The organism is Xanthomonas hortorum (genome assembly GCF_040279205.1).
GTDB lineage: Bacteria > Pseudomonadota > Gammaproteobacteria > Xanthomonadales > Xanthomonadaceae > Xanthomonas > Xanthomonas hortorum_F.
This window is the reverse complement of record NZ_JBEOLS010000019.1, coordinates 1-20,502: the sequence shown is the minus strand read 5'-3', so window position 1 is coordinate 20,502 and position 20,502 is coordinate 1. Positions and strand designations below refer to the sequence as shown.

The window sequence follows — 20,502 nt, the reverse complement described above, 5'->3', positions numbered from 1 at the left end:
GTGCATGACGAAAAAGCGGGCTTCGGCCCGCTTTTTTGTTGTCAGTTCGGAATAACCCGTGCTTTGTTCCTTCTCCCTCCGGGAGAAGGTGGCGCGCAGCGCCGGATGAGGGTACGGGCAAAGCCTCGTGTGGTTGGAACGACGCGAGGGCTTCGCCTCGTACCCTCACCCCAACCCCTCTCCCGGCGGGAGAGGGGCTCTAATCCTTTTCACTGAGGTTGCTGCGTCGGCGCAGGCTGTGTTTCCGGACGCGGCGGTACGACGCGCGGAAAGCCCGGCGGCATCGTTTGATCTGCGGGCACAACGGAAGGCGCGGGCAACGGCTCAATCGGCGGCGGCGCAGTCATTACCGCATCAGGACGCAGCTTCAACAAGGCAGCCCAGTCGCGTCGATTGAAATCGCACAGTTCTTCGTGTGCCGGCGTGCATTCGCTGGCGATGCCCAGGCTGTCTTCGTTCTGGTCCTGAGCAGTGTCGGACTGCGGCGTCGGCAACACCACGCGGCCGGCGCGATCCAGCGGCATCTTGCGCATCATCACCGTGTTGAACACATTGCCGCCGATCAGATACAGCGTGCGGTCGCCACCGACGTTGGCAGCTATCACCACATCGCAATGCGATTGCCACGGCATCGGTGCGCTACCGCCAAGCGCGGCCTTGAGGCCGGCATAGCCGAGCGACACAGTGCGCCCGCGCAGCAGGCAGAGCATATCGCCAGGGGCGGGTTTTTCCACTGCAGGGTCGGTGAACCGATACGGCCCGCTGGCGCCGTCGTTATAGGCGCTGCGGATGTAATCCAGATGGCGCGCGGAGCGATGGAAGCCGCTCAGGCCGGCTTGCGTCATCACCCATGAGATGAAAGCCGCCGACCAGGGATTGTCGACCACAAACGCGCGGCACTCGCTGGCGGTATAGCGCGTGCCATCCAACGCTGCGCAATTGGATGCGCCGGGGCGACCGCCCATCGATGCCAGCGTGCCGCTGTCGCGCCAATAGCCTGCGACGCGTTGCCATGCGACCACGCCATGGTCGGCGAGATAGCCCGATTCGGCTTCGGTCACGCCAAGACTGGCCAGGCGACCTTTGGTATCGATGAAGGGGTGTTGCCACAAGCGGTGTTCGTTGCAGGCGCTACGCACGATGGCGATCGCTGCAGGGCTGGTGCCGAACCGTGGCGGCATGTCGCACACTTCCGCAGCAGCCGCGCTGCCGCCCCATCCTGCCAGCAACACGCAGATCCACGGCCAAGGTTTTACAGTCATCGCAGATCCAGTACTGAACAATCGCAGCAGGCTGACAGAGCTGCCTGCGGGCACATGTGAAATCTAGTGTGGCGGCGGGCCGAGTTTGAGCGACAGATCCACCGCCTGCACGTGCTTGGTAAGGCCGCCGATGGAAATGCAGTTCACGCCATCGTTGGCAATCGCGGCAATACCGGCCAGATCCACGCTGCCTGACACTTCGAGCGGAATGCGTTGTTCCAGTGGCAGGGCGGCAACGATACGCACCGCTTCGCGGCGCATTGCCGGGTCGAAGTCGTCGATCAGGATGCGTGTGCAACCGACCTGCAAGGCCTCGCGTAGCTGCTCCAGTGTTTCTACTTCGACCACCAACGGCAGCTGCGGTTGCTGCGCACGTGCCGCGTGCACGGCGGCACGCAACGAGCCGGCGGCGCGGATATGGTTTTCCTTGAGCATTACCGTATCGAACAAGCCGATGCGGTGATTGTCGCCACCGCCGCAGCGCACCGCGTATTTCTGCGCGGCGCGCAGGCCCGGCAGCGTCTTGCGTGTATCCAGGATGCGCGTGCCGGTGCCGGCTACCGCAGCGACATACGCAGCAGTGGTGGTCGCGGTAGCCGAGAGCGTCTGCATGAAATTAAGTGAGGTGCGCTCAGCGCTGACCAGGCTGCGGCTGCGGCCATACAGGAGGGCCAGCACCGTGCCGGCTCGCACGTGCTGGCCTTCCTGCACCTGCCAGTCGATGCGTACCTGCGGGTCGAGCGCACGATGCGTGGCGTCGAACCAGGGGCGGCCGGCGATCACCGCATCCTGCTTGCACAGCAGATACGCGCTGTCGGCCTGATCGGGCAACAGCGCGGCGGTGACATCGCCAGTGCCGATGTCCTCGGCCAGTGCGCGTGCCACATCGGCATCCACCAGCGCGGCGGGTGGCGCCTCCGGCACGGTCGTGCGCGCGAAAGAACTCACTTTTCGGGGAAGTCGGCGATCTGCGTGGTGCCGATGGCTTCCTCGGCCAGCAGCACCGGAATGCCATCGTCGACGCGGAAGATCTGCTTGCGGTCGCGGGTGATCAGCGCCTCGCGCAGCGGCTGTGCCTGCACGGTGCCGTCGGCACGCTGCAGGTTTCCGCCGGCGATGGCGGTGTTGAGTGCCTCCAGGCTCTTGCCGTCGAGCAGCGAAAGCGGTTGGCGGGTGTCGGGCGAGCACAGCAGGTCGAGCAGTTTGCGATCCATCGAAGTCTTGTCTTGCGTGGAGATTGGCTAGAATACGTCTTTACCGCAGGGCAGGGCCATGACCTCCAACCACTCCGCGCCGCTGGTCGGCATCGTGATGGGCTCCCGTTCCGATTGGGAAACCATGCAACACGCAGCTCAAAAGCTCGATGCGTTGGGCGTGCCTTACGAAGTCAAGGTGGTCTCGGCGCATCGCACCCCCGATGTGTTGTTCACCTATGCCGAGCAGGCAGGCGAACGCGGCCTGCGCGCGATCATCGCTGGCGCCGGTGGCGCAGCGCACTTGCCGGGCATGCTGGCGGCCAAGACGGCGGTGCCGGTGCTGGGTGTGCCGGTGCAGTCCAAGGCGCTCAACGGCATGGATTCATTGTTGTCCATCGTGCAGATGCCGGCCGGGATTCCGGTTGCCACGTTTGCCATCGGCAATGCCGGTGCCGCCAATGCGGCGTTGTTCGCGGCGGCGATGCTGGCACCCGATCAGGCGCAGATCGGCCTGGCATTGGCGCAGTTTCGTGCCAAGCAGACCGACGATGTGATGGCCAGCGACGACCCGCGCCAATGACCACGGTTGGCATTCTGGGTGGCGGCCAACTGGCACGCATGTTGGTGTTGGCCGGCGCGCCGTTGGGGCTGCGCTTTGCAGTGTTCGACCCGTCCGCCGATGCCTGCGCAGGGCAGGTGGCACCGCTGCAGGTCGGCGCATTCGACCAGACCGCTGCGCTTGCCGCATTCGCCGCGCAAGTGGACGTAATCACTTTCGATTTCGAAAACGTGCCGGCCGCCAGCGCGCAGCAGTTGGCCGCGCAGGTGCCGGTGTTTCCCAGTGCTGCCGCATTGGCGGTGGCGCAGGACCGGCTCAGCGAAAAAACCTTGTTCCGCGAGCTTGGCATTCCAGTGCCCGAGTTCGCCGCGATCGACGACCGTGCGGGACTCGATGCGGCATTGGTGCGCATCGGTACGCCCTGTATGCTGAAGACGCGCCGCTTCGGCTACGACGGCAAGGGCCAGTTCCGCATCAGGACGCTGGCCGATGCCGATGCCGCATGGGACGCGCTCGGCGCGCAGGCGGCGAACGTCGGGCTGATCGTGGAAGCCTTCGTGCCGTTCCAGCGCGAGGTCAGCGTGGTGGCGGTACGTGGCCGCGATGGCGAGTTTCGCGCCTGGCCGCTGACCGAAAACTGGCATGTGGACGGCGTGCTGTCGGCCAGTCTTGCGCCTGCAAGCGTGGATGCCGAGTTGCAGGCGGCAGCCGAGGCGCATGCGCGCGCGATTGCCGAGCGCCTGGACTATGTGGGTGTGTTCGCGCTGGAACTGTTCGTGCGCGATGGGCAATTGCTCGCCAACGAGATGGCGCCGCGCGTGCACAACTCCGGCCATTGGACCATTGAAGGCGCAGAGACCTCGCAATTCGAAAACCATGTGCGTGCGGTGCTTGGTTTGCCGCTCGGCAGCACCGCGATGCGCGGGCATGCCTGCATGCTCAACTGGCTGGGTACGATGCCGGACGCTGCTGCGTTTCTGGCAGTGCCCGGCGGGCACTGGCACGACTACGGCAAGCAATCGCGTGCAGGTCGCAAAGTCGGCCATGCAACGCTACGCGCCGATACGCCGCCGCTGCTTGCGCGCGCACTGGTCAATGCGGGCAGTGCCTTGCAGCGTGGGACGCAGGTTGGGCCGGTGGTTGCACGCTTGAGCGAGGCGTGATCTTCAAGGCGTATGAGCGGTGACGCAGTGATAGAGGCAAAACGCGCGACTCGTACTTAAGCCTTGTCGCGCAGCTCGATAGCCGCCACGCGCGGCTCTGCAGCAGTCGATCGATCTATTCACCGCGACCACAACTACTCTTCGCTGAGCCAAACTGCATGGCTAGCCTAACCGGCTAGCCACAAACTCCCAGTTGATCAGCTTCCAGAACGCGTCCAGGTAGTGCGCGCGATCCTGCTGATAATCCAGGTAGTACGCGTGTTCCCACAGGTCGCAGACGAGCAGTGGCGTGTCCGGCCCGGTCAGCGGCGTGGACGCATTCGGCGTGGCAACGACCGCCAAGGCGCCGTCCGGGCGCTGCACCAGCCACACCCAGCCCGAGCCGAACGTACCCAGCGCAACACGGTTGAATTCCTGCCTGAAGTGCGCAAAGTCGCCGAACGATGTGGCGATGCTGTCGGCCAGCCGGCCGAGTGGTTCGCCGCCGCCGCGTGGGCGCAGGCATTGCCAATAGAAATTGTGGTTCCAGACCTGCGCGGCCAGATGAAACAGCGTGCCTTGCGCCTGCGCGATGATCTCTTCCAGCGTCAGCTCGGCGAACTCGCTGCCTTCGATGCGCGCATTGAGCCGTTCGACCTCGCTGCGATGACAGACGCCGTGGTGCGCCTCCAATGTTGCCGATGACAGATGCGGCTCCAGAGCGGCGCGGGAGTAGGGCAGTGCAGCGTGTTCGATCGGCATGATGGCAAGGGCAGCGAAGGGAGTGCGGCGACAGGTCGCGCTGAAGGCTTACAATGCGCGCCTTTGCGGAAGTCTATCCGACCCGGCGGTCGGGCCTGCCGCTCCCAGTCAGGAGAGTCCAATGCCGGTGATGGAACGGATCCAGGCCGAAGTCGAACAACACCCGATCGTGTTGTTCATGAAAGGCACCCCGCAGTTCCCGATGTGCGGGTTTTCCAGTCGCGCAGTGCAGGCGTTGGTCGCTGCCGGCGCCGACCAGCTGCGCACAGTCAACGTGCTGGAAGAACCCGAAGTGCGCGCCAATCTGCCGCGCTATTCCAACTGGCCTACCTTCCCGCAGTTATTCATTCATGGCGAGCTGATCGGCGGTTGCGACATCACGCTGGAACTGTTCGAAGCCGGCGAACTCAAGCGCATCGTCAGTGAGGCCTATCAGCCGTGAGTGCGTTGCAGGGCCAGCCCGAGGCGGCTGCGTTGGCTGAGCGCGTGGTACTGATCACCGGTGCCGCCGGCGGTCTTGGCGCTGCCGTTGCGCAGGCGTGTGCATCTGCCGGCGCTACGGTTGTGCTGCTCGGTCGCAAGTTGCGCCCCCTGGAGCGGGTCTACGATGCGGTCGCCAGGCTGGGTCCGGAGCCGTTGCTGTATCCGCTGGATCTGGCCGGTGCTACGCCAGACGATTACATCGCACTTGCGCAACGTCTGCAGTCCGAACTGGGTGGTTTGCATGGCCTGCTGCACTGCGCTGCCGACTTCGCCGGCTTGACCCCGGCCGAACTGGCCGCCCCTGCAGACTTCGCACGCAACCTGCATATCAACCTCACTGCGCGCGCCTGGTTGACCCAGGCCTGCCTGCCGCTGCTGCGGCAGCAAGGCGATGCGGCGGTGGTCTTCGTCGTCGATGACCCTGCACGCGTTGGCCAGGCGTATTGGGGTGCCTATGGCGCTGCCCAGCATGCACAGCGTGGTCTGCTTGCCAGCCTGCATCACGAAACTGCCGCTGGCCCGGTGCGTATCAGTGGCCTGCAACCCGGGCCGATGCGCACTGCCTTGCGCGCACGTGCTTTCACCCATCAGGAAGATAGCGAGGCGGTCGACCCCGTACGCTATGCGTCCGCCTGCGTCACCTTGCTGTCCATGGCGGGCGCTGCGCACCGTGGTGCGATCTGGAGTCCTTCCGTATGACCATCCTGTCGGCAGCCTTGCTGCTGTTCCTGATCCTCGACCCGCTGGGCAACATCCCGGTGTTTCTCAGCGTACTCAAGCCGCTGCCGCCGAAGCGCCAGCGCTTCGTGCTCGCACGCGAATTGTTGATCGCCTTGTTCGTGCTGATGGCGTTCCTGTGGGGCGGCAAGTACGCGTTGGAGTTGATGCACTTGCGCCAGGAGTCGGTGGCTATCGCTGGCGGCATTGTATTGTTCCTGATCGGCATCCGCATGATCTTCCCGCGCCCGGAAGGCCTGATGGGCGAGATCCCCGATGGCGAACCCTTCATCGTGCCGCTGGCCATCCCGCTGGTGGCCGGCCCGTCGGGCATGGCTGCGGTGATGCTGATGGGCAGCAATGAGCCCACCCGGCTATGGGATTGGAGCCTGGCATTGATGATTGCCTGGATTGGTGCATCCACGATCCTGGCCTCGGCCCCGCTGCTGTACAAGCTGCTCGGCCACCGTGCACTGACCGCGATCGAACGACTGATGGGCATGCTGCTGGTGGCCATTTCGGTGCAGATGTTCTTGGACGGTTTGGGCACTTACTTCAAGTTGCCAGTGTCGATTTAGGGCGAGCTGGGGCAGGGCACTAGGCGTGCGTGGATGAAGTTGGTGCGGCCGGCGGTTGACTGGAGCCCAAGCGCAAGATTGATCCGGCGTACTAGCTGTCTCCCACTCCGCGAGTTGCGTGCAGCTTGATTTGGGATGTTGCTCATTCGGCCCGGCTCGCCTGCAGGCTTAGCGATGAGCGGTCTGCGCCATGGCATGACTCCGCATCAACCTTGTAGACGGCTTCACATCGCATCCGATGCGTAAAGCGGCGCTCATCCGATATCGCACGCATCGAATCACGTGTGCGCTTCATTCGGGACTCACGTCTCACTTCCTCTGCGACTTTGCACAATATGGCGTTTGCGCCTTCACATGCGAAGTTCATGTTGCACCGCGCGAAGTTTGTCACGCCGCCGTCACAATCAGGCCTTAGCGTGTTAATCTGTTGTTAACCGTTGCGGCAGCAACCAGCCGCGCGGCGAGGGATCCCAGATCATCGGCAGCCCATCCCCGGGAACGGTTGGGCTGACTGCGCCTTTTTGTCACTGCCCAACCTGTATCGAGGCTACCGAAATGACCCACCCCCGTTGTCTTCGCATCTCCAAGCTGACGCTTGGCCTTGTTGCCGCACTTGCCGCTGCCCCCGTGTTCGCGCAGAGCACCTCCGCCGGCGTCGCTGGCCTGGTCACCAGCAGCGGCGGTCAGCCGGTGCCGAATGCCGAAGTGACGATCACCCACGTCGAATCGGGCACCGTCAGCCGCGCCACCACCGATGCCAGCGGACGCTACAACGCGCGCGGCTTGCGTGTGGGTGGTCCGTACACCATCACCATCGCCGCTTCCGGCGCAGGCAACACGACACGTGAAGGCGTGTATTTGAACCTGGACAAGGTCAATCAGGTCGATGCAGCCCTGGGCGGAGATCTGGCCACGCTGGGCACGGTGCAGGCGATCGCCAGCAACTACGGTTCGGCGATCTTCAGCGCCAACAAAATGGGCACCGGCACCAATGTGACCCGTGAAGAAATCGAATCGCTGCCGTCGATCAACCGCAACCTGCAGGACTACGTACGTCTGGATCCACGCGTCGCGCAGACCGACAAGGCGCGTAACGAAATCTCCATCGCAGGCCAGAATCCGCGCTACAACGCGATCCGCGTCGACGGCATCAGCACCAACGACGCCTTCGGCCTGGAATCCAACAGCCTGCCAACCCCGCGCCAGCCGTTCTCGATGGACGTCATCGATGAAATCTCAGTGGACGTGGCCAATTACGACGTCACGATCAGTGGCGGCACCGGTGGCGTGATCAATGCGGTCACTAAGTCGGGCACCAACGAATTCCACGGTTCGGTCTATGGCACCTATCGCGAGAACGATTGGTCTGGCAAGAATCAGAACGACATCCGTCCGCAGCTATTTGATCGCGAGTCGACCTACGGTCTGACCCTGGGTGGTCCGATCGTCAAGGACAAGCTGTTCTTTTTCGCAAACTACGAAAAGTACAAGGGCAAAGGTGTTTTCACCGGTAACAGCGGCTTTGGCCCGACAGGTTCTGGCGCAAGCAATACGGTAAACATCACCCAGGCGCAGGTCGACGAGATCGCTGATATTTCGCGCAATGTGTACGGTTTTGATCCCGGAACCTTGACGTTGCCTGCATTGGATTCCGACTCCGAGGAAAAGGGCTTCAAGTTCGACTGGAACATCAGCGACAAGCACCGTGGCTCGTTTCGTTACGGCAAGTCCGAGCAGAGTACCGCCAATCTCAATGGTTTCAGCACCAGTTCCTTGGCTCTGAACTCGTTCCATTACGCTCGTGATTTTGAGTTGGAGACCTATACCGCACAGTTGTTCAGCGACTGGACCGAGACCTTCTCCACAGAGGCCAAGGTGTCTTATCGCGACTACTCTGCTGTGCGTACTGCAGCGTCGCAGTTGCCGGCCATCAATGTTCGCGTGGGCGCAAACTCGGTGAACCTCGGTACCGAGGCAAATACTCAGGCCAACGAGTTGCGCACTGAAACATGGAATGCTTTTTTCGCTGGCAACTTGTTCCTCAACGATCACACGGTAAAGTTCGGCTTCGACTACGAAGACAACGATATTTTCAACCTGTTTGGTCCGCGCGTTTTCGGTTCCTACAACTTTGATTCGATCGCTGCTTACCGCGCCAATCGTCCTGTGTCTTACCGGTATTCGTCTTCGAACACCGGTAATATTGATGACATCGCAGCCAAGTGGGGCCTGCGCAACCTCGGCCTGTTTGTTCAGGACACCTGGGCAGTCAACAACAACCTGACGTTGACCTTCGGCCTGCGCTACGACAAACAGATGGTTCCGGACAGCCCGCAGTTCAATCAAGCCGCGTTCAACGCCTTCGGCGTGCGTAACGACGCCACGCTCGATGGTAACGATCTTTGGCAGCCGCGCTTTGGCTTCAATTACACGTTCGATGCCGAGCGTCCCACCCAGTTACGTGGTGGTGTTGGTCTGTTCCAGGGTGCTGCCGCATCTGTGTGGCTGTCCAATCCATTCTCCAACACCGGTCTGGCTTATACGGACTACAATTTCCGCAACGCGAACGAGATTGCCACTGGCGGTATTCGCTTCACTCCGGATATTAACAACCAGCCCACCGGTACCGGCGGAGCGACCCAATCGGTCGACTTTGTTGACAAGGGTCTTGGGCAGCCATCGGTGTGGAAAGCCAACTTGGCATTCGATACCGAATTGCCGTGGTACGGCATTATCGGTTCGTTGGAAGGCGTGGTTACTAAGGTCAATGAGGCTATCTACTACGAGCAACTCAATCTTGGTGCCCCGACTGCGGTTGGTCAGGATGGTCGTCAGATCTACTGGAACGCAGTTGGTCGCAACCGTGCGAGCTGGGATAGCTTGGGCCGCTTCACTGGCAACGCGCTGACACGTGCCAACAGCAATCAGGGCTTCAACGATGCAATCATTGCGCGTCCAACAGACCAGGGCGGTACGCAGAGCTTCACCGTCGGTTTGAATAAACCTTTCAACGACAGCGACTGGTCGTGGAGCCTGGCTTACACGTACTCGAACGCGAAGGAAGTGAGCGGCCTGACTAGCTCTACGTCGGGCTCGCAGCTGTTGAATGTAGCGACCTTCCAGGCGAATGAAGAGGTCAACGCTACTTCCGCTTACGAGATCAAGGACAGCATCCTCGGTACACTACAGTGGAAGCACAACTTCTTCGGTGACTACGCCACCAAGCTTGGTCTAATTTATCAGGGGCGTAGCGGTCGTCCGTATAGCTATACGTTCGATAACGATGCCAATGGTGATGGCCGCGCCAATGACCTGCTCTACATTCCGAATGGCCGTGGCGATGTGCTGTTCGGAAGTGCGGCTGAAGAGAATGCCTTCTGGAGCTACGTCAACAACGACAAGTATCTGTCTTCGCACCAGGGACAGTTGGCCGGTCGTAATGCCGTTCGCAACTCCTGGGTGAATCAGTTCGATCTGCATCTCGAGCAGGAACTGCCTGGCTTCTTCGATGGCAACAAGGCGCAGATCTGGGTCGATGTCATGAACGTGGGCAACCTGCTCAATAAGAAGTGGGGTCGCGTCGACGAGTACGGGTTCCCAGGCTTCAAGGGCGTTGTTGAGTACGGCGGTATCGATGCTGCAACCGGCAAATATGTCTACCGCTTCAACGAACCGGACTTGTCCACCGTCTACGACGACAAGGGCATCTCCCGTTGGGCGCTGCAGTTGGGCTTCCGCTACCAGTTCTAAAGCTGGCTAGAGTGTCGAAGTCTGCAAAAACGGCCGGGTTCTCCCGGCCGTTTTCTTTTGGGCGGGTGAGTACGCTAAAGTTCTGAGATACGACAGGAGCAAGCTATGGAACTCAGCAGTACGGCAGCACGGGCGCTGCCGGTGGTGGATGCGCGGATTTATCCGCGTGGCGGTCTGGATGTGTTGTCCAAGGCGGAAGTGGCGCGCTTGCGCGATGCCTCCAGTGGCGGCATGCACGAGCTGTTGCGTCGGTGTGCGCTAGCAGTGCTCACCAGCGGCAGCGCTTCGGACGATCCGCGCGCCGCCCGTGACCTGTATCCGGATTTCGACATCCAGGTGAACCAGCAGGATCGTGGCATCCGCATCGATCTGAGCAATGCGCCGGCGATGGCGTTTGTCGATGGCGAAATCATCCGAGGTGTGGCTGAGCTGCTGTTCGCCGTCGTGCGTGATCTGGCCTACATGGCGATCGAGCTCGAAGCGCAGCGCGCCGATCTCGATACCAGCGAAGGCATCACCAACGCCGTGTTCGGCCAGCTGCGCAACGCACGCATCCTGCAGCCGTCCGACCCGAACCTTGTCGTGTGCTGGGGCGGCCATTCAATTTCGCGCGACGAATACCTCTACACCAAGCAGGTGGGCTATGAGCTCGGCCTGCGCGGCCTGGACATCTGCACCGGCTGCGGCCCGGGAGCGATGAAGGGCCCGATGAAGGGCGCCACCATCGCGCATGCCAAGCAGCGCAAGCACCACACCCGCTACATCGGCGTCACTGAGCCGGGCATCATCGCCGCCGAATCGCCGAACCCGATCGTCAACCACCTGGTGATCATGCCGGACATCGAGAAGCGCCTGGAGGCCTTTGTCCGCATCGGCCACGGCATCCTGGTGTTCCCGGGCGGCGTCGGCACGGCTGAGGAGATCCTCTACCTGCTCGGCATCCTGCTGCGCGAAGAAAACGCCGACCTGCCGTTCCCGCTGATCCTGACCGGCCCGACCATCGCCGCGCCGTATTTCGAGCAGATCGACCGCTTCATCCGCCTCACCCTGGGCGAAGCTGTCGCTTCGCGCTACGAGATCATCGTCGGCGACCCGGTCGCAGTGGCGCGTCGCATGGCCGAAGGCATCCATGAGGTGCGCGCGCACCGCAAGGACCAGAAGGACTCGTACTACTTCAACTGGTCGGTGCACATCCCGCTCGAATACCAGCAACCGTTCGAACCCAGCCACGAGGCCATGGCCGCCCTCGACCTGCACCATGGGCGCCCGGCTCCCGCGCTGGCCGCGGACCTGCGCCGCGCCTTCTCCGGCATCGTCGCCGGCAACGTCAAGGAAGACGGCATGCGTCGCATCGAAGAGTTCGGCCCCTTCGAGATCCACGGCGACCCGGACATCATGCAGGCGCTGGACGAGCTCCTGCGCGGATTTGTCGAGCAGCGCCGGATGAAGATCTCGGGGGACTATAGGCCTTGTTATCGGGTGGTGACCTGAGCACAGCACACTCCTTATGCGCTGATCATGGGCAGATCTAGCGTGCTGATGAAGATTCCATCAGCACGCTGGGTCGTAAGGCATGCCTGGCCGTTGCCTGATGTTTCTAGTCTGGCCCTCACTGCCGCCAGGCCTAGCTGGTGGCCGCGGCTAGTGTGCTCTTGAGCCGATGGTAGAGGGTTGATGATCTCGATCCGCGTCCTCGCGCCCTCAAAGAAAATTTTGATCGAGATGGAACCGCCGTCGATGCTAGGTTCTATGCCATGACGAATAGCATTTTCCAACAGTGGTTGAATTGATAGAGTCGGGATCTGGATATCTGGAAGTAGCGAGGGAATCTGCCAATCGATGGTTAAACGCCGCCCCAATCGCATTCTTTCAATTTCCAGATAACGCTGCGTCAGTGCGATTTCTTCGCTCAGACTGATATGGTCAGAATTGCTCATGGCAGCTCGAAACAAGTCTGCCAGATCTAACAGCAGCTGCTCTGCTTGTTCAGGGTTAGCATGGACAAGAGCGACCCCCGTGTTGAGTGTATTGAAAAGAAAATGCGGGCGTATACGTGCCCGTAGCGCGTCCAATTGCGCCTGCTTTGTCTGTAACGCTAACTGTCTTGCTCGCCAGTGATTGTGAAATGCCAGCAATCCCAGAATTCCTACTGTTAGCGCAATTCCCGTCGTACGGAGGAACGTCAAGAGCCATTCCCGAGAGCTCATATTCCAAGTTTCATGCAGCGTTACCCACGTCGCGGCACACACCACCCACGTGCATGCAAGCATCACCACTAAAGACAACGTGGCGATATGAAGAGGCTTGAGATCAGTGAGGCGGCGCCGTAGCCCATAAAGACAGGTTAGCGTTAGTAATGCGACCCATTGCACTGTCAGGGAGGCAAGACCGAAATAGACCCATCGGTTTCCGTCCAGGGCGGGTGCGAGTGCCAGTACGGCTGCAACCCCCTCTCCGGCCAGCAAAGTCCAGATGATAACCGGTGCCTGACGCAACGTGTCTAGGGGGTGTACTCCAGTGGATGGATTGTGCATTTGTCTGCAAGGCGTCCAAGCTGTAAGGCGATACATGCATGATGCCTGCCTCTGAGGTCTCTGAGGGCTTTCTAGGTCTCCGAGGCTTTGGAGCCTCCGTTCGCGCCCTCAAGGTTGCCGCCCATCGGTCATTCGTTGCACTGTTTGGCACCAGCGACTAGCGTTGTCTCGGGGAATATTAAGAGAAAAAACCATGCAGGCGTTGCAATGCGACCCGCAAGGCCGGGCACGTCTAGCGAAGTGCCTAGGCTTTAGCCTAGTTGAACTGATGGTCACCGTGGCTGTAATCGCGATCGTGGCAGCGATAGCTATCCCCAGTTTCACAGGGTTGATCAATAGCAGCCGCCTGACTGCCTCTGCTAACGAGGTGCTGGCGTCCATGCAATTGGCCAGATCTGAAGCTGTGCGGCGCAATCAAACGGTGTTGATTTGCCCCAGTAGCGATGCATCTAGTTGCAGCAGTGGCTCTTGGAATCAGTGGGTTGTCATGGTCAAGGCCACAAACGAGGTTTTGCGGATTGGTACCGCGAAGACGCCGCTGTTGATCCAGGCGAGTCCGGCCATTGTCAGCAATGGAAACGCAATCGAATTCCGGGCTGATGGTCTGGCGCGTGATTCAACAGGCGCGCTGCTTGCCGCAGCGGTCAGTTCTTGTTTGACGACAAGCAACCCGACGGAAAATGTGCGTGTAGTCGTGATTGTCAGTGGCAGCCGTGCCGCAGTTCGTACGGGTGCAAGCGACGTAGCGTGCGCTGCTCCTGTAAATGCACCTGTCACGGTACAAGGCATGTAATGAAGACCATCAAACGCAATTCCATGTCGGGTATCGGTTTGATCGAAGTGCTAATTTCTGTGCTCATCCTCGGTGTTGGCATGTTGGGAATCGCCGCGATGCAGGCGACCGCGCTGCGCAATAGCCAAAGCTCACTTGAGCGGAGTCAGGCCGTGATTCAGGCATATACGATTTTTGACTCGATGCGCGCAAATTCGGCAGTCGCTACATCAGGTGGATACAACCAGACATCCTGTGCCGCGCCTACCGGTTCCAGTCTTGTCTCCAACGACATCAGCAATTGGCTGCAAGGATTGAAGACGTCAATCAATTCCACTGCGTGCGGCAAGATCAGCTGTAGCGCTACTGCTTGCGAGGCGATTGTAAGTTGGGACGATAGTCGGGCCAAGGATGGCAGTGCCACTCAGCAATTTTCAATCAAGACCCGTCTATGAATCTGATGAAACGAACGTCTGTCGCGCGATCACGCATGCATGGCGTGACGTTGATCGAGTTGATGATTGCGCTTGTATTGGGATTGTTGGTAGTAGGTGCTGCCATTGGCATCTTTATCGCCAATCGTCGTACCTACAGCGCCACCGAGAGTCTGGGGCGGGTCCAGGAGAATGTGCGTACGGCTTTTGAGCTGATGGCCAGAGATGTGCGTGAAGCATCCGGAAATCCTTGTGTGAACACGGTTCCAGTCGCGAACGTACTCAAAAACAAAGCCGGTAACTGGTTTACGAATATCGATAACTGGAATTCCGGTGTCACTGGAGTGGAGGACGCATTTGCGTCGGGTTCGCCCGCCAACGGCACTGCGGTAGGTACACGCGTTGCTGGAACAGATGCACTTCAGATTCTGGGGTCGGGCTATGAAGTGGCCACCATATCATCGGACAACACGGGATCGGCGACTTTTACCCTTAATGTGACCGCTGCCGCCGCTGGTATCAATGTCGGAGATGTCGTAGTCGCTTGCAATGCGCGACAGTCCGCTATTTTCCAGGTTAGTGCTGCGAGTGGTTCCAATATTACGCATGCTGTTTCCGGTGTTTCTCCTGGTAACTGTTCCACCGGGCTTGCAATGCCTGTTTGTGGGGGTTCACAGTTCGCATTCGTTGCGCCTGGCTCTGTAGTTGCCAATTTACATGCCGCACGGTGGTATATCGGTACCAATGCGCGTGGCACAAGGTCCTTGTATCAGTCTCAAATGGTGTATTCGGGTAATGCATTGACTCAGCGTAGCGATGAAATTCTCGAAGGCGTCAACGATATGCAGTTGCAATATCTGACGAAAGGACAGAGCTCTTACGTAAACGCCACTGCTGTGGCGGATTGGTCGACTGTCGTTGCCATAGGCTTGCGCCTGGAAATGCTAGATCCAACTCGTGTTGGACCCGCGGGTGAACCCATCAGTCGCACATTAAGTCATGTGATCGCTCTTCGGAATCGCAATTCATGAAGATTCTTGACCCGCGAGGCCAATACGGCGCTTCGCTCATTGTCGTGCTGTTGCTTTTGCTGATAATGACTTTGCTTGGTTTGGCAGTGCTACGCAGTACAGTCCTTGAAGAAAGGATGGCATCGAACCTTGTGGATAGAGGTAGAAGTTTTCAAGCGGCGGAGGGAGCCATACGTGAAGCCGAGGACCGGATCAAGTCTGCAGTCACGTTGACAATTCCTACCAGTGGCTGTGCTGATGGAATCTGTGCAACTCCGGTTGCAACTGATTCCGATCGCTGGCTCATAGTTAGCCGCGCGGGCTGGCGAACTGCAGCGCTGACAGTAGATTCTACTGCCGCACCACAATACATCATCGAATATATGGGCGATGCGCCAACATGGCCGGCGTGCGACCGCATTTCACCAATACCGGCACTGTGCTTGGCTCCAAGGTATCGCATTACGGCTGTCAGTGAAGGTGCCGGGCGCTCCCAGGTGCTGCTGCAGACTAACTACATCAAGCAGTAAGGCTGATTATGAACATTAAAAAAATTCCTGTCAGTCTACGGTTGGCTGCGCTATGCAACGCGCTTCGCGTACCGGCGTTTTCTACGCTTGCCACATTGTTGTCACTGCCTGCCAATGCGGGCATCACATTGCCAACTGACCCTTTAACCACCGCCAGCCGTGTGCCGCCCAATATCATGTTCATATTGGATGACTCTGGTTCGATGGCATTCGAGCAGCTTGCTAATCCCGATATATCTACTATTTGCCGGCGAAATACTGATGGTGCAGCATGTGATACATCAGCGGCAAGCGCGCTTAACATAACCAATGATACTTATATCGGCAATACAATTTATTATAATCCTGGAACTACTTATCAGCCTTGGCTGACGTCTGCAGGTACGCCGATGACGGGCGGGACTTCATATGGTGCTGTTTATGGTGATTTTAACAAGGCTAGTGGAACAACTATAGATCTGGCCAATTCCGCTAGCTGTGGCAATTTTGACAGAAATGGTAACGATACTGGGACAAAAAATGACACTCCGGTCTGTGGTGGCGTTAAAACATTTTATGTTCCAAAAAATACGGGTAATAGCGCGGTAAGTTATTTATCAAATTCAAACAATTACTATCGCTATCAAATTAATAGTGTTAGTAGTGTAGTGAGGAGTGAATATGGTCCTGCGATCAGTTCGAATTCGAATGTGTCGGGATATCCTCGTTCCGATTCAGTTGCCGGGACGCCGGATACCTATACCATTGTAGTTCCTGCGAACGCCACGCTCACCACTACGCTAGCTGCTGGAAGTGGATTTCGTCAGTTGATATTGAGCCTTAAAGTCACTGGCGCATCGACTAATGTTTGTAGTGAGACGTTAGATGCTGGTCAGTCGAAGGCGTGCACGGTTAAGCCCACATCTGATACGTCGTACTCGCTCCAGGTTTCGCGAGGGCAGGGTTTCGGTAATTCGGTGACTTATACCCTTGGGGCGACGCTTGCTCAGACCAATCGCTGTGATGCTTCTTCAACTGGGGCAAATAGTTGGATCAACTGTACTGCAGTAACTCCTACTGGAAGAGATGCAGCTGCTGAGGCTGCCAATTATGCGACATGGTTTTCATATCATCGAACACGCATCAAGACAGCAAAGGCGGGCGCGGGTCAGGCATTCAGCGATCTTGGCGCGAATGTTCGCGTTGGCTTCAGAACCATCTGGTCGCGAAATAGTTTGGATATCCCGGTAAATGACGGTAATCAAGGGCTATTCATCGATCGCGCGGCCTCTGGCGGCGCAGCGGCGACCAATGCAAGAACGAACTGGTATAACCGACTTTATAATGCAACTGGATACAATGGGACACCACTGCTCGATTCGCTGGATGGCGTAGGTCAGTATTTTCAGAGTTCGGCTGCCACCGGGCCATATGGTCCTGAGGCCGGAAATGATCAATATGCTTGTCGGCAGAACTTTGCCATCATGACGACAGACGGTTATTGGAACGGCACTACCAGCGCGAATCCGGGCAACCAGGATGGAATCAATGGTGCGACGTATAGCGGTCCAAATGGCTTGCCGGCTCCGTATGGTTATACTGCAAGCGCACCTTATTCGGATACCTACACGAACACGTTGGCGGACGTCGCCATGCAGTACTGGAAGACTGATTTGCGTCGGGATCTTGATAATATTGTCCCAACGACAAATGCCGATCCTGCGTTCTGGCAACATATGGTTACTTTCGCTATTGCAATCGGTGCGCGCGGCATCCTGAATCCGAGGACCGATCTTCCTAGTTTGACCGCAGGTACGAAAAGTTGGCCAGATCCGCAGACTGGTTCTACCGGGAACGATGATGTTCTAGCGCGCCTTGATGATTTGTGGCATGCCTCGGTTAATGGACGTGGTACGTTTCTTTCGGCTGCAGATCCGAATGCGTTCAAGCTTGGTCTAACCGCTGCGCTCTCTACGATCACACAGCGTACTGGTTCGTTCTCTAATGTTTCCGCGACTTCGACCAGTCTGGATGGCGGCACGCTCGTGTTCATGGCTAGCTATCTTTCTGGGATATGGACCGGTGAGCTTAAGGCGTATCCGGTTGCCGACCAAAATGTCTCTTCCACCGCCAACTGGAGTGCGTCGGCTGGGATACCGACAAGCAATCGGAAGATTTTCACCTGGGATGGTCTTGCTGGCGCGGCCTTTCCCACCACCGCCCAGTCAGTTTTGCTAGCAAGGACTGCGACACCTGTTGTTTCAGGTGTGGATAATGCTGCCTACATTGCTGGTGATCGCAGCAAAGAGATTGTAAATGGCGGTGCATTGCGTAACCGCACCTCGCTTCTAGGTGACATCGTGAGCTCTTCGCCTGCCTATTCTGCTGATACGAATACCGTTTATGTTGGCGCAAATGACGGAATGTTGCATGCTTTCAATGCGGCCAATGGTGTTGAACAATTCGCATATATTCCCTCGGCAATTAACTTTTCCGATTTGGGTAGTTTGAGTGCCCCGACGTATAGTCATCGTTATTTTGTCGATGGCCCAGTCGTTCTGTCTACGCGAGCCCAAACGCCTAATAAGACGATTTTGGTCGGTGCCTTGGGGAAGGGGGGTAAGGGGATATATGCGCTCGACGTCACTGCGCCAAGTAGTTTTTCGGCCAGCAAAGTGAAGTGGGAACGTTATGGTGCTGCTGTCGACCTTGATGCCAGCAACATAGGCCTGATCCAAGCTCGTCCATTCATCGCCAAGTTAAACGACGGTACGACTGCGCTTGTCGTCGCGAATGGCATCAATAGTACTAATGATCAGGCCGTGCTATTGATCTATAACCTGGATACAGGTGCTCTTATCAAGCAAATTAGCACGGGTATTGGTTCTTCCAGTGCGCCCAATGGACTTTCCGGCGCTACAGGTTGGGATACGGACGCGAGCGGTACCGTGGACTATGTTTATGCTGGTGATATGCTCGGCAATGTTTGGAAGTTTGACCTTTCTGCAGCTGCCGTGACGAGTTGGGGGGTCGCAAATTCAGGTAAGCCAATATTTACTGCCTCGTATCCTGTTGGTACTGCCAGTAGCACGCAGCCGATTTCGGCGAATATGACGGTTGCGCTGAATCCGAATACTTACGACACCTGGCTTTTCTTTGGTACAGGCAGGTTCATGACTACCGGTGATATGACCGACAAGAGTGGTCAGAGTCTGTATGGGATTATTGACACAAGTAATGCGACTAGCAACACGCCTCTAGCTCGCAGTGTGCTGACGGCGCGCTCGATCAAAGTGACCGGTACACAAAATGGTTATCCAGTACGCGGGTTCGAAGCGAATTCAGTGTTGCCTGCAAATTCCAAGGGATGGTACATCGACCTTGCGAAACCTGCGGCGACTGCAGGTGGATCAACCACCCTGGAGGGTGAGCGAATTGTGACCGAAGCTCAGGTGTTCAGTAGAACGCTGGTGGTGAGTAGCATCATTCCAACAGCAAGTGCATGTCAGGCGGACGGTACCGGATACATCAATTCTCTGGATGCTTTCACCGGTTCAAGTAGTACGGAATCTTTCTTTGACCTTGATGGCGATGGCGATTTCAAGGACGAGACGGTGGGTGGGGTGGGCGGCGTCCCGGTCGGTTCAGTCAATTTGGGAGTGGGAATGCCGACGCTGTCTAACATCCTGCGCGGAAAAGTGGTTGTGGGCGGTTCTAGCGGAAATCTTGGTAGCCTTAATACTGCAGATAACAGAAACGCAGGGCGCGTGTCTTGGCGCGAAATCATCAGGGACTAGGTCATGTATTCCATGAAAAGCAAGAAATTCGAGCTCGTCTCTCGTCATTCTTCCGGCTTCAGTCTGCTGGAGTTGATGATCGCTGTCGCCATAATTGCGATTCTTAGCACGATCGCATTGAATAGCTATCGCTCATCTGTCATTAAATCTCGACGTTCTGCCGCAGCAGCCTGTCTTCAAGAAGGTGTGCAGACCATGGAGCGTTATTACACGACCAAGATGACCTATGTGGGCGGAAGTATGGGGGCGTGCAGTGCCGACGTATCTAACTTCTACACGTTCTCTTCAGGTACACCCGCAGTTACCACATTCACATTGACTGCAACCCCCACACCAAAGCAAGACGATCCGACATGCGCCACATTGACGATCGATCAGAAAGGCCTGCGTACTGCTTCAGGAACAGGTGGGGCCTCGCAATGTTTTTAGCACCGTAAGGATGTCCAATACGCTAATTGCAGCTTGAAACGGTGGTGTGGGGCGTCTTTCTATCGGTTAGCTTCGCCGGACTTAGGGAGGCTCTTCAAGCAGCACGAGGTTCACGAGCGATCAGCTCAGCCTCAAACCGTCAGACTGAGAACAAGTTTGGGCAAAAAAAAAGACCTCTGACGAGGTCTTTTTTACATCTGGCGCCCGAAGTTGGACTCGAACCAACGACCCCCTGATTAACAGTTAGCTCTACTGAGCTTGCGAATCAGCAACTTATCTAGCTTATTTTTCCCGGCGGCCGGCGCCGGAGGCCCTGTGCGCGCTGGGGCGTCCTGCCAATTTTCCCGATCCTTGCGGTCACCGACTGCGCCCTAGATGGCTCGGGCACGCGGCATCCGGGTGGCCACCTCAGCTCGGATCCTCGCCTCGTGGCGCGTGGCCCACATGACGGTGCCACGTCGCCCCTGGTCGAAGCTACTGCAATCGCGCTGGACAAAACGCGCGAAGGGTTCGCCGGGTGGCACCGGCCTTTGGCGCTCCAGCAGCACGTACCACTCGCCGGTGAGTT

Annotated in this window: 18 protein-coding genes and 1 pseudogene; 13 read left to right on the top strand and 6 right to left on the bottom strand. The window is 58.2% G+C overall.

Translation table 11 applies throughout. The annotated features are described in order from the left end of the window. Positions 1–209: 209 nt before the first annotated feature. The 3 genes from ABS769_RS09740 to ABS769_RS09730 all read right to left on the bottom strand — a co-directional run bounded on the left by ABS769_RS09740 (position 210) and on the right by ABS769_RS09730 (position 2,476). Positions 210–1,262: a DUF2272 domain-containing protein gene (locus ABS769_RS09740; RefSeq protein ID WP_317061451.1), complete on the bottom strand. Its 1,053-nt coding sequence runs from the start codon at positions 1,260–1,262 to the stop codon at positions 210–212. A 63-nt stretch (positions 1,263–1,325) separates the two neighbouring features. Beyond that, positions 1,326–2,210 (bottom strand): carboxylating nicotinate-nucleotide diphosphorylase, encoded by an 885-nt coding sequence (nadC, locus tag ABS769_RS09735; RefSeq protein WP_317061450.1) that lies wholly within the window; start codon positions 2,208–2,210, stop codon positions 1,326–1,328. Continuing rightward, positions 2,207–2,476, bottom strand: coding sequence for a Trm112 family protein (locus tag ABS769_RS09730; RefSeq protein ID WP_317061449.1), 270 nt, complete (start codon positions 2,474–2,476; stop codon positions 2,207–2,209). The genes nadC and ABS769_RS09730 overlap by 4 nt, the downstream gene beginning before the upstream one ends. A 58-nt stretch (positions 2,477–2,534) precedes the next feature. On the opposite strand from ABS769_RS09730, the gene purE reads away from it, so the two are divergent. Together purE and ABS769_RS09720 are read left to right on the top strand one after the other, a co-directional pair. After that, entirely contained in the window at positions 2,535–3,038 is a 504-nt protein-coding gene (gene purE, locus ABS769_RS09725) for a 5-(carboxyamino)imidazole ribonucleotide mutase (RefSeq protein WP_317061448.1), read from the top strand. After that, the gene (locus ABS769_RS09720; RefSeq protein ID WP_317061447.1) at positions 3,035–4,180 is read left to right on the top strand and encodes a 5-(carboxyamino)imidazole ribonucleotide synthase; all 1,146 of its coding nucleotides are present in this window, start codon (positions 3,035–3,037) and stop codon (positions 4,178–4,180) included. The genes purE and ABS769_RS09720 overlap by 4 nt, the downstream gene beginning before the upstream one ends. 162 nt (positions 4,181–4,342) lie before the next feature. On the opposite strand, the gene ABS769_RS09715 is transcribed toward ABS769_RS09720, so the two are convergent. After that, complete coding sequence (locus ABS769_RS09715; protein ID WP_074057144.1) at positions 4,343–4,921, bottom strand: superoxide dismutase; 579 nt, start codon at positions 4,919–4,921, stop codon at positions 4,343–4,345. 121 nt (positions 4,922–5,042) lie between these two features. Here ABS769_RS09715 and grxD point away from each other — a divergent pair, with 121 nt between their 5' ends. The 5 genes from grxD to ppnN all read left to right on the top strand — a co-directional run bounded on the left by grxD (position 5,043) and on the right by ppnN (position 11,940). Next, on the top strand, positions 5,043–5,363 hold the full coding sequence (gene grxD / locus ABS769_RS09710) for a Grx4 family monothiol glutaredoxin (protein WP_006450539.1): 321 nt from the start codon (positions 5,043–5,045) through the stop codon (positions 5,361–5,363). Further along, complete coding sequence (locus ABS769_RS09705) at positions 5,360–6,103, top strand: SDR family NAD(P)-dependent oxidoreductase (protein ID WP_317061446.1); 744 nt, start codon at positions 5,360–5,362, stop codon at positions 6,101–6,103. The genes grxD and ABS769_RS09705 overlap by 4 nt, the downstream gene beginning before the upstream one ends. Next, entirely contained in the window at positions 6,100–6,699 is a 600-nt protein-coding gene (locus ABS769_RS09700; protein ID WP_006450537.1) for a YhgN family NAAT transporter, read from the top strand. The genes ABS769_RS09705 and ABS769_RS09700 overlap by 4 nt, the downstream gene beginning before the upstream one ends. 555 nt (positions 6,700–7,254) lie before the next feature. Further along, positions 7,255–10,449: a TonB-dependent receptor gene (locus ABS769_RS09695; protein WP_317061445.1), complete on the top strand. Its 3,195-nt coding sequence runs from the start codon at positions 7,255–7,257 to the stop codon at positions 10,447–10,449. 105 nt (positions 10,450–10,554) lie between these two features. Then, a complete protein-coding gene (ppnN, locus tag ABS769_RS09690; RefSeq protein WP_115040428.1) occupies positions 10,555–11,940 on the top strand; it encodes a nucleotide 5'-monophosphate nucleosidase PpnN in 1,386 nt (461 codons plus the stop codon). Between the two features lie 14 nt (positions 11,941–11,954). Here ppnN and ABS769_RS09685 read toward each other — a convergent pair whose 3' ends face one another. Then, on the bottom strand, positions 11,955–12,983 hold the full coding sequence (locus ABS769_RS09685; protein ID WP_317061444.1) for a sensor histidine kinase: 1,029 nt from the start codon (positions 12,981–12,983) through the stop codon (positions 11,955–11,957). A 193-nt stretch (positions 12,984–13,176) separates the two neighbouring features. On the opposite strand from ABS769_RS09685, the gene ABS769_RS09680 reads away from it, so the two are divergent. From ABS769_RS09680 to ABS769_RS09655, 6 genes are read left to right on the top strand one after another with little or no spacing between them, the layout of a single operon-like run. Beyond that, entirely contained in the window at positions 13,177–13,776 is a 600-nt protein-coding gene (locus ABS769_RS09680) for a GspH/FimT family pseudopilin (protein ID WP_317061443.1), read from the top strand. Next, the gene (pilV, locus tag ABS769_RS09675) at positions 13,776–14,210 is read left to right on the top strand and encodes a type IV pilus modification protein PilV (RefSeq protein WP_317061442.1); all 435 of its coding nucleotides are present in this window, start codon (positions 13,776–13,778) and stop codon (positions 14,208–14,210) included. Before ABS769_RS09680 ends, pilV begins: the two co-directional genes overlap by 1 nt. Further along, a complete protein-coding gene (locus ABS769_RS09670; RefSeq protein ID WP_317061441.1) occupies positions 14,207–15,220 on the top strand; it encodes a PilW family protein in 1,014 nt (337 codons plus the stop codon). Before pilV ends, ABS769_RS09670 begins: the two co-directional genes overlap by 4 nt. Further along, positions 15,217–15,729, top strand: a complete 513-nt coding sequence (locus ABS769_RS09665) for a pilus assembly PilX family protein (RefSeq protein ID WP_317061440.1) — start codon at positions 15,217–15,219, stop codon at positions 15,727–15,729. The genes ABS769_RS09670 and ABS769_RS09665 overlap by 4 nt, the downstream gene beginning before the upstream one ends. Positions 15,730–15,737: 8 nt before the next feature. Further along, the gene (locus ABS769_RS09660; RefSeq protein ID WP_350498150.1) at positions 15,738–19,505 is read left to right on the top strand and encodes a pilus assembly protein; all 3,768 of its coding nucleotides are present in this window, start codon (positions 15,738–15,740) and stop codon (positions 19,503–19,505) included. Between the two features lie 12 nt (positions 19,506–19,517). Beyond that, positions 19,518–19,934 carry a type IV pilin protein gene (locus tag ABS769_RS09655; protein ID WP_317061438.1) on the top strand — a complete coding sequence of 139 codons (417 nt, stop codon included), beginning with the start codon at positions 19,518–19,520 and terminating at the stop codon, positions 19,932–19,934. A gap of 371 nt (positions 19,935–20,305) precedes the next feature. Here ABS769_RS09655 and ABS769_RS09650 read toward each other — a convergent pair. Next, a pseudogene (locus ABS769_RS09650) lies at positions 20,306–20,502 on the bottom strand (hypothetical protein); the annotation flags it as partial.

Bases quoted from the DNA above. Each gene is read 5' to 3' on its own strand.
- ABS769_RS09655 (WP_317061438.1), top strand. From the start codon at position 19,518: ATGAAAAGCAAGAAATTCGAGCTCGTCTCTCGTCATTCTTCCGGCTTC.
- pilV (WP_317061442.1), top strand. From the start codon at position 13,776: ATGAAGACCATCAAACGCAATTCCATGTCGGGTATCGGTTTGATCGAA.
- ABS769_RS09685 (WP_317061444.1), bottom strand. From the start codon at position 12,983: ATGCACAATCCATCCACTGGAGTACACCCCCTAGACACGTTGCGTCAG.
- ABS769_RS09695 (WP_317061445.1), top strand. From the start codon at position 7,255: ATGACCCACCCCCGTTGTCTTCGCATCTCCAAGCTGACGCTTGGCCTT.
- ABS769_RS09665 (WP_317061440.1), top strand. From the start codon at position 15,217: ATGAAGATTCTTGACCCGCGAGGCCAATACGGCGCTTCGCTCATTGTC.
- ABS769_RS09680 (WP_317061443.1), top strand. From the start codon at position 13,177: ATGCAGGCGTTGCAATGCGACCCGCAAGGCCGGGCACGTCTAGCGAAG.
- grxD (WP_006450539.1), top strand. From the start codon at position 5,043: ATGCCGGTGATGGAACGGATCCAGGCCGAAGTCGAACAACACCCGATC.
- ABS769_RS09715 (WP_074057144.1), bottom strand. From the start codon at position 4,921: ATGCCGATCGAACACGCTGCACTGCCCTACTCCCGCGCCGCTCTGGAG.
- ABS769_RS09700 (WP_006450537.1), top strand. From the start codon at position 6,100: ATGACCATCCTGTCGGCAGCCTTGCTGCTGTTCCTGATCCTCGACCCG.
- purE (WP_317061448.1), top strand. From the start codon at position 2,535: ATGACCTCCAACCACTCCGCGCCGCTGGTCGGCATCGTGATGGGCTCC.
- ABS769_RS09720 (WP_317061447.1), top strand. From the start codon at position 3,035: ATGACCACGGTTGGCATTCTGGGTGGCGGCCAACTGGCACGCATGTTG.
- ABS769_RS09740 (WP_317061451.1), bottom strand. From the start codon at position 1,262: ATGACTGTAAAACCTTGGCCGTGGATCTGCGTGTTGCTGGCAGGATGG.
- ppnN (WP_115040428.1), top strand. From the start codon at position 10,555: ATGGAACTCAGCAGTACGGCAGCACGGGCGCTGCCGGTGGTGGATGCG.
- ABS769_RS09730 (WP_317061449.1), bottom strand. From the start codon at position 2,476: ATGGATCGCAAACTGCTCGACCTGCTGTGCTCGCCCGACACCCGCCAA.
- ABS769_RS09660 (WP_350498150.1), top strand. From the start codon at position 15,738: ATGAACATTAAAAAAATTCCTGTCAGTCTACGGTTGGCTGCGCTATGC.
- ABS769_RS09670 (WP_317061441.1), top strand. From the start codon at position 14,207: ATGAATCTGATGAAACGAACGTCTGTCGCGCGATCACGCATGCATGGC.